This is a genomic window from Microbacterium sp. NPDC089698 (assembly GCF_044749045.1).
Lineage (GTDB): Bacteria > Actinomycetota > Actinomycetes > Actinomycetales > Microbacteriaceae > Microbacterium.
On the sequence record NZ_JBIVHE010000001.1, the window covers coordinates 570,662 to 584,091 of the forward strand.

13 protein-coding genes are annotated in these 13,430 nt (G+C 72.1%); 2 read left to right on the plus strand and 11 right to left on the minus strand.

Annotation, left to right across the window (positions count from 1 at the left end):
* Positions 1–67 precede the first annotated feature (67 nt).
* Complete coding sequence (locus ACIPY5_RS02760) at positions 68–1,858, plus strand: DUF2207 family protein (RefSeq protein ID WP_400966396.1); 1,791 nt, start codon at positions 68–70, stop codon at positions 1,856–1,858.
* Between the two features lie 28 nt (positions 1,859–1,886).
* Here the strand turns inward: ACIPY5_RS02760 and ACIPY5_RS02765 are convergent, their stop codons facing one another.
* From ACIPY5_RS02765 to hrcA, 9 genes are read right to left on the minus strand one after another with little or no spacing between them, the layout of a single operon-like run.
* Complete coding sequence (locus ACIPY5_RS02765; RefSeq protein WP_400966398.1) at positions 1,887–2,828, minus strand: NADP-dependent oxidoreductase; 942 nt, start codon at positions 2,826–2,828, stop codon at positions 1,887–1,889.
* Position 2,829: 1 nt separating this feature from the next.
* Entirely contained in the window at positions 2,830–3,750 is a 921-nt protein-coding gene (gene era, locus ACIPY5_RS02770) for a GTPase Era (RefSeq protein WP_309338968.1), read from the minus strand.
* Complete coding sequence (locus tag ACIPY5_RS02775; protein ID WP_400966400.1) at positions 3,740–5,038, minus strand: hemolysin family protein; 1,299 nt, start codon at positions 5,036–5,038, stop codon at positions 3,740–3,742. Before ACIPY5_RS02775 ends, era begins: the two co-directional genes overlap by 11 nt.
* Complete coding sequence (gene ybeY / locus ACIPY5_RS02780; RefSeq protein WP_309338974.1) at positions 5,035–5,499, minus strand: rRNA maturation RNase YbeY; 465 nt, start codon at positions 5,497–5,499, stop codon at positions 5,035–5,037. The genes ACIPY5_RS02775 and ybeY overlap by 4 nt, the downstream gene beginning before the upstream one ends.
* Positions 5,496–6,557, minus strand: a complete 1,062-nt coding sequence (locus tag ACIPY5_RS02785; protein WP_309338977.1) for a PhoH family protein — start codon at positions 6,555–6,557, stop codon at positions 5,496–5,498. The genes ybeY and ACIPY5_RS02785 overlap by 4 nt, the downstream gene beginning before the upstream one ends.
* Positions 6,558–6,573: 16 nt before the next feature.
* On the minus strand, positions 6,574–6,921 hold the full coding sequence (locus ACIPY5_RS02790; protein WP_309338979.1) for an HIT domain-containing protein: 348 nt from the start codon (positions 6,919–6,921) through the stop codon (positions 6,574–6,576).
* A gap of 38 nt (positions 6,922–6,959) precedes the next feature.
* A complete protein-coding gene (locus ACIPY5_RS02795; protein ID WP_400966405.1) occupies positions 6,960–7,688 on the minus strand; it encodes a 16S rRNA (uracil(1498)-N(3))-methyltransferase in 729 nt (242 codons plus the stop codon).
* A gap of 6 nt (positions 7,689–7,694) precedes the next feature.
* On the minus strand, positions 7,695–8,801 hold the full coding sequence (gene dnaJ / locus ACIPY5_RS02800) for a molecular chaperone DnaJ (RefSeq protein WP_400968451.1): 1,107 nt from the start codon (positions 8,799–8,801) through the stop codon (positions 7,695–7,697).
* A gap of 49 nt (positions 8,802–8,850) precedes the next feature.
* Complete coding sequence (gene hrcA / locus ACIPY5_RS02805) at positions 8,851–9,885, minus strand: heat-inducible transcriptional repressor HrcA (protein WP_400966407.1); 1,035 nt, start codon at positions 9,883–9,885, stop codon at positions 8,851–8,853.
* Positions 9,886–10,034: 149 nt separating this feature from the next.
* Between hrcA and ACIPY5_RS02810 the strand changes: the two genes are divergently transcribed.
* Positions 10,035–11,474: a carboxylesterase/lipase family protein gene (locus ACIPY5_RS02810; RefSeq protein ID WP_400966410.1), complete on the plus strand. Its 1,440-nt coding sequence runs from the start codon at positions 10,035–10,037 to the stop codon at positions 11,472–11,474.
* Between the two features lie 16 nt (positions 11,475–11,490).
* Here the strand turns inward: ACIPY5_RS02810 and hemW are convergent, their stop codons facing one another.
* Together hemW and ACIPY5_RS02820 are read right to left on the minus strand one after the other, a co-directional pair.
* Complete coding sequence (gene hemW, locus ACIPY5_RS02815) at positions 11,491–12,726, minus strand: radical SAM family heme chaperone HemW (protein ID WP_400966414.1); 1,236 nt, start codon at positions 12,724–12,726, stop codon at positions 11,491–11,493.
* 13 nt (positions 12,727–12,739) lie between these two features.
* The gene (locus tag ACIPY5_RS02820) at positions 12,740–13,390 is read right to left on the minus strand and encodes a DUF1990 family protein (RefSeq protein WP_309338992.1); all 651 of its coding nucleotides are present in this window, start codon (positions 13,388–13,390) and stop codon (positions 12,740–12,742) included.
* Between the last annotated feature and the right edge of the window lie 40 nt (positions 13,391–13,430).

Genomic DNA, 13,430 nt, shown 5'->3' on the forward strand with positions numbered 1-13,430 from the left:
GACTCGGGCCGCCACGCAGGACGCCCAGGAACCCGCGGCGACGGACGTGCCGGATAGTCTGGCTGGCATGACGGCTCGACTGCGCGCCCGGCTGCTCGCCCTGCTCGGCGCCCTCGCCCTCGTGCTGGCCCCGCTGCTCGCAGCCCCCGCCGCGCACGCCGACACGAACGACTTCTCCTACGCGTCCTGGGATGCGCAGTACCAGCTCGGCCGCGACGCCGACGGGCGCGCGACGCTGGCGGTGACCGAGACTCTCGTCGCCGAGTTCCCCGAGTTCGACCAGAACCACGGCATCGTGCGCGGCCTGCCTACCTGGTACGAGGGGGCGCCGCTCGGCCTGCACGTCGTGTCGATCACGGACGGCGCGGGCAAGGCGCTGCCGTACGACGACGGCGAGACCGACGACGGCGAGCGTCAGCTGAAAATCGGCGACCCCGATTCCTTCGCGCACGGACGCACCACCTACGTGATCCGCTACACGATGCGCGACGTCGTGCACCGACCCACCGACCGGGCGATCGACGAGTGGTACTGGAACCTGCTCCCGCTGAACTCCGCACAGCCGATCGCGCACTTCTCCGCCGAGCTCTCCTTCGCCCCGGACATCGACGCCGCCATGATCGGCGCCCCCTCCTGCTACTACGGTCCCGCCGGCGCCACCACCTCCTGCACGCTCTCCCCCGCTCCCGGCGGCGGCGGATTCACCGTGACGCAGGTGGACATCGCCGCCGGATCCGGCGTCACGGTCGCCTTCCCGATGAAGGAGGGCACCTTCGCGCAGGCGCCGGCGCGCCAGCCGGATCCGATGACGGACGTGGTGCCGTACCCGGTCGCGGGTCTCGCCGCGCTGCTCGCGATCGGAGGACCGATCCTCGGCATCGGACTGCTGCGCCGGAACGGGCGCCGCAGCGGCCGCGGCATCGTGGTCGCCCAGTACGACGTGCCGGACGCGCTCCCGCCCGTCCTCGCCGCCGAGATCGAGGGGCGCAAGCCCGTCGCGGACTCCGCGGAGATGGTGCACCTCGCCGTCCACAAGGTCATCCGCATCTCGGACGGCGAGAGCAAGCCCGTGCTCGAGCTTCTCGACCCCTCCTTCGCACCCGACCCGCTGGACGCGGAGGCGTTGAACGCGCTGTTCCCCGGATCCCCCGTCGGCACGACACTGCATCTCGAGGTCCCGAACGACGCCCTGGTCGCCCGGCTCAAGGCGCTCTCCGGATCCGCCCATGTCGCCGCGTTCGAGCGCGGACTGCTCACCCGGCGGCGTTCGATGCTCGCGGTCGCCTTGAGCGCGATCGGACTCGCCGCCGGCCTCGGCGCGATCGCGCTGGCGGTTCCCGGCATGGCGGTGGGCCGCCCCGCCGCGATCGCGACCTTCGTGGTCGGGATCATCGCATCGGCGATCGCGCTCGTCGCACTCCTCGCCTCCCTGCCGCGCCGCGCCGTGCTCACGCCGCAGGGCGCGGAGACGCGCGAGTACCTGCTCGGAGTGCGCGAGTACATCCGGCTCGCCGAGGCCGACCGCATCCGCATGCTGCAGTCCTACCGCGGCGCGGAACGCCGCGCGGACGGCACGGCGGACGTCATCGTGCTCTACGAGCGGCTGCTGCCGTACGCGATGCTGTTCGGCCTGGAGCGCGAATGGGGACAGGTCCTCGCCGTGCAGTACGAGCGCGACGACGTCACGCCCGGCTGGTACTACGGCTACGCGGGCGCGAGCTTCGCGGGGTCGCTCAGCGGGATGAACAGCTCACTCAGCCCGACGCCCACGCCGAGCACGTCGTCCAGTTCCAGCGGTTCCTTCGGCGGCGGGTTCTCCGGCGGCGGAGGCGGCGGCGGATCCTCCGGCGGCTGGTGAGACCGGCGCCGCGCGACACGCGCGCTCGTCAGGGGATCAGCGCGACCTTGCCGCCGGGATGCCCCTCGGCGAGGAAGCGGGTGGCCTCGACCGCCTCGGCGAGCGGATAGGTGCGCGCCAGCGGCACGACAAGACGTCCCTCGTCGGCGAGCCGCACGAGCTCGCCGCGGATGCCGTCGCGGAAGGCCGCGCTCGCGGGCTGCGTGCCCGCGATGACGCCGAAGCCGTTCGCCGCGGCGCGACCGGGCGCCGCGATCGTCACGATCCGGGAGCGATCGGCGACGAGGGCGAGGGACGTGTCGACGGCCTCATCCGTGCCGATCGCGTCGAGCGCCGCATCCACGCCGCGCCCCTCCGCACGCACCCGTTCCAGGAGCCCGTCGCCATAGGCCACGGGGATCCCTCCGAACCGGCGCACGCGCTCCGCACCGGCCGCGCTCGCCGTCCCGATCACGCGGATGCCGCGCAGGGCGGCCAGCTGCAGCACCATGACGCCGACCGCGCCCGAAGCGCCGTGCAGCAGGATCGTCTCCCCGGTGGCGGCGTGCACGCGATCCAGCATCTCCGCCGCCGTGGTCCCGGCGAGCAGCAGGTTCGCCGCCTCGGCGTGCGAGAGCGGCCCTGGTTTGCGGAACGCCTTCTCGGCGGGGATCGTGAGCGCGGTGGCATAGCCGCCCCGCACGCGGAAGGCGACGACCTCGTCGCCGACCCGCGCCTCACCGGAGCCGATGCTGGTGCCGGGTCCGATCGCGAGGATCTCGCCGGACACCTCGTAGCCGATCGGCACCGGCAGCGCGACGCCCGCCCTGGGCGCGGCGACGTGCTTGCGGTCGGCCGGGTTCATCCCGGCGGCGCGCACGCGGATCGTGACCTCGCCGCGCTCCGGATCCGGCGCCGTCGTGTCGGCCAGTCGCCAGCGCTCCGGACCGCCCCATTCCGGGGCGATCCACTGCTGCGCGGCGACGCCCATGTCAGAACCCCAGCCGGCCGAGCTGCTTCGGGTCGCGCTGCCATTCCTTGGCGACCTTGACGTGCAGGCCCAGGAACACCCGTGTTCCGAGCAGCTCCTCGATGCCCGCGCGGGCGGTCGCACCGACCTCGCGGAGCCTGGCGCCTTTGCGTCCGATGATGATGGCCTTCTGGCTGTCCCGCTCCACGACGATCGAGGCGTGCACGTCGGTCAGGTCCGAGTCCTCGCGCGGCGCGATGTCGTCGACGACGACCGCGATCGAGTGCGGCAGCTCGTCGCGGACGCCCTCGAGCGCCGCTTCGCGGATCATCTCGGCGATGCGGTCCTCGGTGGACTCGTCCGTGACGATGTCGTCCTCGTACAGCGACGGGCCCTCCGGCATGAGGGAGAGCACCTCGTCCGCGAGCACGTCCAGCTGCACCCGCGTGAGCGCGGAGAGCGGGATCACGGCTGCCCAGTCCTCGCGCAGGGAGTCGACCTCCATCAGCCGTTCGGTGATCTCGTCGCGCTCGGCGATGTCGACCTTGGTCACGATCGCGATCTTCTTCGCGCGCGGGTAGCCGTCCAGCGAAGCCGCGATGCGCTTGTCCCCCGGGCCGACCTTCTCGGTGGCCGGCACGCAGAAGCCGATCACGTCGACGTCGCCGAGCACCTGCCCGACGAGGTCGTTCAGGCGCTCGCCCAGCAGGGTGCGCGGGCGGTGGATCCCCGGGGTGTCGACGATCACGAGCTGTCCGTCCGGACGGTTCACGATGCCGCGGATCGCACGCCGCGTGGTCTGCGGCTTCTCGCTGGTGATGGCGATCTTCTCGCCGACCAGCGCGTTGGTGAGGGTGGACTTGCCGACGTTCGGCCGGCCCACGAAGGTCACGAACCCGCTGCGGTGCGGGGTCGGGTTCTCGGTGTCGCGCTCATCGCTCATCGTGGTTCTCCTTGCTCTGATCCCCCGCGAGCGGCTCCTCGGCCCGCTCGACGAAGACGTATTCGATGCCGCGCCCGCGGCCCCGCGAGGCGCCGCCGGTGAGGAGCAGCCCGCGCACGACGGCCGTCGCGCCGGGAGTGGGGATGCGGCCGAGCTCCTTGCCCAGGAGCCCGCCGATCGAGTCGACGTCGTCGTCCTCGAGCTCGACGCCGAACAGCTCGCCCACGTCCTCGAGGCTCATCCGCCCGCTCACGCGGTAGTGGCCGGGCTCGAGCTCGACGACCTCGGATCCGGGCCGGTCGTACTCGTCGGAGATCTCGCCGACGAGCTCCTCAATGAGATCCTCCATCGTGACGAGTCCCGCGATGCCGCCGTGCTCGTCGATCACGATGCACACGTGCACGGCCTCGCGCTTCATCTGCTGCAGGAGGGTCTCCGCACGCATGGACTCCGGCACGAACACCGCAGGGCGGGCGAGCCGGCGCACCGAGGCGGCCCGCCAGCTGCGGTCGTCCCGGTAGGCGAACTGCACGAGATCCTTGAGGTAGAGCACGCCGACGACGTCATCGGCCTCGTCGTCGACGACGGGGATGCGCGAGACGCCCCTGGCGAGGAACAGGTCCATCGCCTCGGAGGTCGTCGCGGTGGCGTCCACCGTGACCATGTCGGTGCGCGGCACCATGACCGCGCGCACGAACTGGTCCGTGAAGTCGAACACGGAGTGGATCAGCTCGCGGTCGTCGGCCTCGATGAGATCATGCGAGGCCGCCTCGTCCACCATGCTGAGCAGCTGCGTCTCGGTCGCGAACGTGCTGCGTCCCGCTCCCGGCGTGACCCGGCTGCCGAAGACGGCGAGGCCCTGCGCGATCGGCCCGAGGATGACCCGTACCGCGCGGATCGTGGGGGCGCAGGCCCGCAGCATCGCGTCGGCGTGCTGGCGGCCGAAGGAGCGGGGGCTCGCCCCGACGAGGACGAAGGTGATGCCGGTCATGATCACCGCGGCGGCGAGCATCGCCCACCAGATCTGATCGTCGAAGAGCAGCACGAGGGCGACCGTCACGAGCACCGCCGCCGCGGTCTCCACGAACACGCGCATGAAGGCGACCGCGTTCGCATGCGGTTCCGGATCCGCGGCGATCCTGGCGAGGGCGGGCGCATTGCGCCCCTCGGCGGCCATCTCCTCGAGATCCGCGCGGGAGGTCACGGAGAGGGCCGCGTCGATCGCGGCCATGAGCCCGCCGAAGGCGACCAGCAGGATCGCGCCCGCGAGCAGCAGGAATGGAGTCATCGACCCTGGGAGCGCTCGTCCGAGGCGAAGCCGGCGATGAGCTCGCGCTGCAGGCCGAACATCTCCTTCTCGTCCTCGGGCTCGGCGTGGTCGAAGCCGAGCAGGTGCAGCAGCCCATGCGTGGTGAGCAGGATCAGCTCGTCCATGAGCGTGTGCTTCGCCGCGGCCGCCTGGGTCTCGGCGACCTGGGGGCACAGCACGATGTCGCCGAGCAGCCCCGGCGGGGTCGGACGGTCGATCGTGCCCGGACGGAGCTCGTCCATGGGGAAGCTCAGCACGTCGGTGGGGCCGGGCTCGTCCATCCACTGCACGTGCAGCGCCTCCATGGCGCCCTCGTCGACGAGCACGATGGCGACGTCCGCATCCGCGCTGACGTTCAGCTGTCCGAGGTTGCGCTCCGTGAGGCGCAGCAGCACCGTCTCGTCGATCGCGATGGCCGACTCGTTGTTGATCTCGATCACTTCAGGCCTCGTTTCGGCATGCGGTCTCTGGGGCCGGGGCGCTGCTGCCCCGCGCGGCGCTCGGCGCGGTTGGCGAACTCGGCGGCGTGCTCGCGCTCCGTGCGCGCCGCGACGCGCTGCTCGTCGTACTCGGTGTACGCGTCCACGATGCGGCCGACCAGCGAGTGGCGCACGACGTCGTCGCTCGTGAGCCGCGAGAAGTGGATGTCGTCGATGTCCTTCAGCACCCGGGTCACCACGCGCAGGCCGGAGGCGCCCTGCGGCAGATCGACCTGCGTGATGTCGCCCGTGACGACCATGCGCGTGCCGAACCCGAGCCGGGTGAGGAACATCTTCATCTGCTCCGGCGTGGTGTTCTGCGCCTCGTCGAGCACGACGAAGGAGTCGTTCAGCGTGCGGCCGCGCATGTACGCGAGAGGGGCGACCTCGATCGTGCCGCTCGCCATCAGGCGGGGCACGATCTCCGGATCCATCATCTCGTTCAGCGCGTCGTAGAGCGGGCGCAGATAGGGATCGATCTTGTCGGTGAGGGTTCCGGGCAGGAACCCGAGCCGCTCCCCCGCCTCGACGGCCGGCCGCGTCAGGATGATCCGCTCGACCTCCTTGCGCTGCAGCGCCTGCACGGCCTTCGCCATCGCGAGATAGGTCTTGCCGGTGCCGGCGGGGCCGATGCCGAAGACGATCGTGTTCTCGTCGATCGCGTCGACGTATTCCTTCTGGCCGAGCGTCTTCGGCCGGATCACCCGTCCGCGCGTGGACAGGATCGCCTCGCCGAGCACCTCGCTCGGGCGCACCCCCTCGCGCTCCAGCATGCGCGCGGACTGCGCGACATCGCTGGGTGCGAGCGCATGCCCGGAGCGCGTCAGCTCGATGAGCTCGTCCACGAGCTTCTGCGCCGAGCGCACGGCCGCGGGCTCACCAGTCAGGGTGACCTCGTTGCCGCGCACCATCACATCGACCGCGGGATGCTCCTTCTCGAGCATGCGCAGCAGCCGGTCCTGGGGGCCGAGCAGCTGCACCATCGCGACCCCGTCCACCTCGATGCGGGCCGAGGTCATCGACTCCGCCCTGTCGTCAGAAGCCAACGAGCTTGTTCTCCTCGAGATTGCCGAGCACGTGAGCGTGCACGTGGAAGACGGACTGCGCGACGCTCGCGCCGTTGTTGAAGATCAGACGGTACTCGCCGTTCGCGTGCTCGACGGCGATCTCCTTGGCCGCGGCGACCATCTTCGCCATGAGCCCCGGATCGCCCGCGGCGAGTTCGGTGACGTCGCGGAACCGCTCGGACTTGGGGATCACGAGCACGTGCAGCGGCGCCTGCGGGTTGATGTCGCGGATCGCGAAGACCTCGTCGGTCTCCAGCAGGATCTCGCCGGGGATCTCCCCGTTCAGGATACGCGTGAAGATCGAGGGTTCGCTCATGAGCCCAGTCTATCGGCGCGGTGCGGCGCGGTGGCGGACTACCAGCGCCCGCGCGCCACGTTCAGCACGGCGATCGCAGCGGGGCCCGCGGTCGAGGTGCGCAGCACGGTGTCGCCCAGCAGGACGCGCTCCGCGCCGGCGGCGACCAGCCGTTCGATCTCCTCGGGCGCGATACCGCCCTCGGGTCCGACGACCAGCACGAGGTCGCGCTCGTCCGGGATCAGGGCGGACAGCGCCCCGGGTGCCGTCGGATCCAGGATCAGCACGCGCTGCGTCACCGCACGGCGCGCCAGGTCTCCTGTCGTCTCGACCGCGGCGACCTCGGGGATCCACGAGCGGTGCGCCTGCTTGGCGGCCTCCCGCACGATGGTCGCCCAGCGTTCGCGGCCCTTCGCCGCCTTGGCGCCGTCCCATCGGGAGACGCTGCGCGCGGCCTGCCACGGCACGATCTCATCGACGCCGAGCTCGCACGCCGCCTGCACCGCGAGCTCGTCGCGGTCGCCCTTCGCGAGCGCCTGGACGAGCAGGATCCGAGGATCGGGACGGGGGTCCTCCCGGCGGGAGAGGATGCGCACCTCGACGAGGGCGGGAGCCGCCGAGGCGACCTCGCCCTCGAGCCAGGTGCCGGCGCCGTCGCCGAGCGTGATCGGCTCGCCGATCCGGACCCGCCGCACGACGGCCGCGTGCTTGGCCTCGGCGCCGGTGAGGGCGACGAGGGATCCGGCCGCCGCCGCCGTCGCATCGGGCGTCACGAAGTGCAGGGCCATCGCGGATCAGCCCCGGAAGCGGTCGCGCAGCTTGGAGAACAGCCCCTGGTGGAACTCGGCGAGCTTCGGCGCCGGCGCCTTGGTGCGCTTGGCGAAGTCCTCGATGAGCTGGCGCTCCTTGTGATCGAGCTTGGTCGGGGTGAGCACCTGCACGCCCACGCGCAGGTCACCGCGCTGGCTTCCGCGCAGCGGCGTGATGCCGCGGCCCTTGATCGTCAGCACGTCGCCCGACTGCAGGCCCTGGCGGATCTCCAGGTCCACGGATCCGTCCAGGGACTCGATCGTCGTCGTGGCGCCGAGGATGGCATCGCTCATCGCGACCTCGAGGGTCGCGAGCAGGTCGTCGCCGTCGCGACTGAACCGGGCGTGCGGGGCGACGGTCACCTCGACGTACAGGTCGCCGTTCGGACCGCCGGCGCGGCCGACCTCGCCGGATCCGGGCAGCTGCAGGCGCAGGCCGGTCTCGACGCCGGCCGGGATGTCGAGCCCGACCGTGCGGCGCGAACGCACCCGCCCCTGGCCGTTGCAGGTCTGGCACGGGAACGGGATCGTCGTGCCGAACCCCTCGCAGGATCCGCAGGGAGCGGTCGTGATGACGTTGCCGAGCAGGCTGCGCACCTGCTGCTGGACGTGGCCGGAGCCGCCGCAGATGTCGCAGGTGACGGGCGAGGTGCCCTCCTGGCAGCAGGATCCCTGGCACGTCTCGCAGAGCACGGCCGTGTCCACCTCGATGTCGCGGTGCACGCCGAACACGACGTCGCCGAGTTCGAGCGTCACGCGCACGAGGGCGTCCTGTCCGCGCTCCCGGCGCGAGCGCGGACGGGCGGAGCGCGCCCCTCCTCCGCCGAAGAAGGTCTCGAAGATGTCGCCGAAGCCGCCGAACCCTCCGAAGCCGCCGTTGCCGTTCTGGTCGCCGCCCATGTCGTAGCGGCGCCGCGAGTCGGCATCGCTCAGCACGTCGTAGGCGTGCGTGACGAGCTTGAATCGCTCCGCCGCATCCTCACTGGGGTTCACATCGGGGTGCAGCTGACGTGCGAGCCGCCGATACGCCTTCTTGATCTCATCCTCGCTCGCATCGCGCGAGACGCCGAGGACCTCGTAGTGATCCGTCACCATCGCCTTTCCGGGCCGCCGGGCGGCGGCGCGTGTGTTCTGCGGCCGCTCAGCGGCCGGACTCGTCCTCTTCGAGCAGCCTCGACAGGTAGCGGGCCACGGCCCGCGCCGCCGCGAGATTGCTCGGGTAGTCCATCCGGGTCGGCCCCATCACGCCCACGCGTGCGGTGCCGCCGTGCGTCAGGTAGTCGCTCGCCACGATCGATGCCTCGCCGAGGCCGAAGGCGGCGTTCTCCGTGCCGATGCTCGCGGCGAGCCCGTGCTCGTCGACGCGCATCTCGCTCATCAGCCGCAGCAGCGTCACCTGCTCCTCGATCGCCTCGAGGAGGGGATGGATGCTGCCGCGGAAGTCGTGCTCGCGGCGGGCGAGGGTCGCCGCCCCCGCCATCACCAGGCGCTCCTGGCGGAACTCCGCGAGCTCCTCCGCCACGGCGCGCAGCACGGCGGCGCGGGCGGCGTCGATCCGAGGGCCGTACGACGTGTCCGCCGCCGCCTCCACGCGCTCCGCGCCGCGGCGCACCGAGCGGCCGGTCAGCAGCTCGGTGATGACCGCGCGGAGCAGCCCCAGCTCGGCGTCGTCCAGCTCGACCGGCAGCGGCACGATCCGCTGCGAGACGCCGCCCGCATCGGTGACGAGCACGATCAGCAGCCGGTTCGGGGCGAGGGCGACGAGCTCGACGTGCGTGATGTGCGCCCGGGCGAAAGACGGGTACTGCGCGAGAGCGACCTGTCCCGTGAGCCGCGTGAGCACGCGCACGGTGCGCACCATGAGGTCGTCGAGGTCGGCGGGATCCGCGAGGAAGGCCGTGATCGCGCTGCGCTGGGCCGCCGAGAGCGGCCGCACCTGCGCGAGATGGTCGACGAACACGCGATAGCCCTTGTCGGTCGGCACCCGCCCGGAGGAGGTGTGCGGCGCCGCGATGAGGTCCTCGTCCTCGAGCTGGGCCATGTCGTTGCGGATCGTCGCGGCGGACACGCCGAACGCGTGCCGCTCCACGATCGACTTGCTGCCGACCGGCTCATTCGTCTCGACGTAGTCCTCGACGATGGCGCGGAGCACCTGGAGTCCGCGTTCTGAGACCATCGCTCCTCCTCGCCGTTGGCACTCGTGCATCCTGAGTGCCAATCCTATCCTGCCGGGCCCTTCGACAGGCTCATGGGCCGGACATGTCGGGGATCCGCAGCACCGGGGACCGGACATGCCGAGGATGCGGCTGTCCCTAGGATGTGGCCATGGACCAGGACCTCGTGCGCACCAGGATCTCCTTCGGCGAGCTGATCGGCCGGCGCAGCGACGGCATCGACCGGTATCTCGGCGTGCCGTACGCGGCGCCGCCCTTCGGAGAAGACCGCTTCCGTTCGCCTCGGCCCGCCGATGCCTGGTCCGCACCGCGCGATGCCGCGACGTTCGGCCCGACCGCGCCGCAGCTGCCGTATGCCGGTGCGACCGCGGAGATACTCGGCAGCCTCCGCATCGCGGGAGAGGACATCCTCACGGCCAACGTCTGGTCTCCGTCGGGCGCGGACGGCGCCCCGGTGGTGCTGTGGATCCACGGCGGCGCCCTGGAGCGCGGCACGGCGGCGCTGTCGATGTACGACGGCACCGAGTTCGCGCGGGACGGCGTGGTGTTCGTCAGCGTCAACTACCGTCTGGGTTCCGAGGGCTTCTCCGTGCTGGCGGACGCGCCGCGCAACCTGGGCCTCCAGGACGTCGCGGCGGCCCTGCGCTGGGTGCGCGACGAGATCGCGGCGTTCGGCGGCGATCCGGGTCGGATCACCCTCATGGGCGAGTCCGCCGGCGGAGCGCTCGTCGCCGCACTGCTGTCGCGACCGGACACGAGGGCGCTGGTGCGCGGCGGCATCGTGCAGTCCGGGCCGCTCGAGGCGCAGTCCCCCGAGCGCGGCGGACGCGTGACCCGCCAGCTCGCGAAGCGGCTCGGAGTCGCGGCCACGCGGGAGGCGTTCGCGGCGCTCGCACCGGACGCCCTGCTCGAGGCGCGACGCGCCCAGTCCGCCGGCTCCTCCCCGCTCGGCGGAGCCCCCGGCTTCCAGCTCGTGCGGGATCCCGCGTCGCTGCCGCAATCACCGCACGAGGCGCTCGCCGACGCCGACATGCCGCTCCTGATCGGCACCAACACCGACGAGTACCGGCTCTGGTTCCCCCCGGAGGCGGTGCGGGGCATCCGGCCGTCGAAGCTCCTGCTCGCGCGACTCGCGCTGCGGATCCCCGCGGCGGCCGCCAGAGCCGTGCGCGCCGAGCATCCCGGCGCGAGCACCGGAGAGGTGTTCGGTCAACTCGCCACGGATCTCCTGCTGCGCGCCCCGGCCACGAGGGCCGCCCGCACCCGCCCCGCCCCGACCTTCCTGTACGAGTTCTCCTGGCCCAGCCCCGTGCGCGATCTGCGCGCGGCGCATGCCCTCGAGATCCCGTTCGTGTTCGACCGCCTCCACGATCCGGAGAGCGCGAAGATCGCGGGGGCCGCTCCGCCGCAGGCGCTCGCCGCCGCGATGCACGACGCCTGGGTGCGCTTCATCCGCGACGGGGATCCCGGCTGGCCGGCGTTCGATGCGCAGCGCACGGCCGCCCTGTTCGACGGCGCCGCCGCGGGCCCCGTCGTCGGACCGCAGCGGCGCACGGCCGTGGTGGATCTGCTCCCGGCCGAGAAGGGCTGACGGCGGCGCGCCGCACTCAGTCGGTCAGGGCACGCACCACGGCATCGGCGAGCAGCCGTCCGCGCAGCGTGAGCACGAGCATGCCGCGCAGGGCGGCGCCGGGGTCGACCAGGCCGTCCGCGATGAGGCCCGCGACCCTGGTGCGCGCGTCGGCCGCGATCGCGTCGAGTGGCATCCCCTCCGCCATCCGGGAGCGCAGCAGGATCCGCTCGAGCTGCGCGGCCTCGGCGTCGGGGCGCTCCGTGGCCGCGGCCGGCGACTCCCCCGCCGCGAGCCGCTGCGCGTACGCGGCGGGATGCTTCACGTTCCACCAGCGCAGACCTCCGACATGGCTGTGGGCTCCGGGCCCGAAGCCCCACCAGTCCGTGCCCCGCCAGTAGGCCATGTTGTGCCGGGAGCGCTGGTCGGCGCCGCCGTGCGCCGCGGGCCGGCGCGCCCAGTTGCTCACCTCGTACCAGTCGAAGCCCGCCTCGCCCAGCAGGCCGTCGGCGAGCTCGTACATGTCCGCCTGCAGGTCGTCATCGGGAGCGGGCACTTCGCCGCGGCGGATCTGGCGGGCGAGCTTGGTGCCGTCCTCGATGATCAGCGCATAGGCCGAGATGTGGTCCGGATCCAGCCCGATCGCGGTCGTCAGCGAGGAGCGCCAGTCCTCGAGCGACTCCCCCGGCGCGCCGTAGATGAGGTCGACGCTGACCGCGAGTCCGGCGGCACGGGCCGCCTCGACGGCGGTGCGCACGTTCTCCGGCCGGTGCGTGCGGTCGAGCGCGGCGAGCACGTGCGGCACCGCGGACTGCATGCCGATCGACATCCGGGTCACGCCGGCCGCCGCGAGCTCCTCGGCGACCTCGGGCGTCACCGTGTCGGGGTTGGCCTCGACGGTCACCTCGGCGCCATCGGCGATGCCGAACGCGTCGATCGCGGCGCCGAGCATACGGCCGAGGTCGCCCGCCGGCAGCAGCGTGGGCGTGCCGCCGCCGAAGAACACCGTGCTCAGTGGGCGCAGCGGACCGCGCTCGGCGAGCACCTCGCGAGCGAGCGCGATCTCCTGGATCAGCGTGTCGGCGTACGCGTCCTGGCGCGCCCCGCGCAGCTCGGACGCGGTGTAGGTGTTGAAGTCGCAGTATCCGCAGCGCACCCGGCAGAACGGCACGTGCAGGTATGCGGAGAACGCGGCATCCGGGTCGATCCGCAGATCGGCGGGCAGCCGGCCGTCCGCGGGAGCCGGATCCCCGAGCGGCAGGGGGCCGGCCATCAGGACGAGACCATCAGACGGGCGTCGCGTACAGCGGGGAGATCGCGCGCAGATACCGGGCGAAGAGCTCCCGACGGCGGCGCTTCACCAGATACGGGAGGGTCCGGTACAGGAAGCTGTTGGGGCGGTCGAAGGCGCGCACGGTGAACCACACCTCGTCGGCGTCGTTCCACTCGATGTCGAACGATTCCTCGCCGCTCACCACGGATCCGGCCACGGTGCCCAGCACGAAGCCGATCCGGTGCGTCTGCTCGGTGACCGAGATCACCCGCAGCTCGGCGTCCGCGCGCATGCCGGAGACCCTGCCGTGCAGTTTCAGCGTCATCCCCGGTCCCGCCCAGGGCGTCCCGTCCTCGTCGTAGCGAGGCTCGACCTCGGTGTGACTCGGGGCGATCGGAGCGCCCTCCGCGTCGAAGCTGACCCCGGCGTAGCCGGGACTCGAGGCCGGACGCACGTCCGTGAGCTGGAGACCCGCCGCACGCTGCGCCGTCCAGGAGAGCAGGGCGTCGCCGGCGGTGCGGAACCGCTCCTCGCCGCTGCCGAGCCGCCACGACTCCTCCGCGGGCACGCTGCGCTCCGGCGGATACTGCATCAGGTCGGGCGCGTGGGTCGCCCCCACGGCGGCATAGTCCACCGTTCCTTCTCGGAATGTCCCGCGACGCATGACAACCAGACTACTGGCCGAGCCCGAAGGACTCATCCAG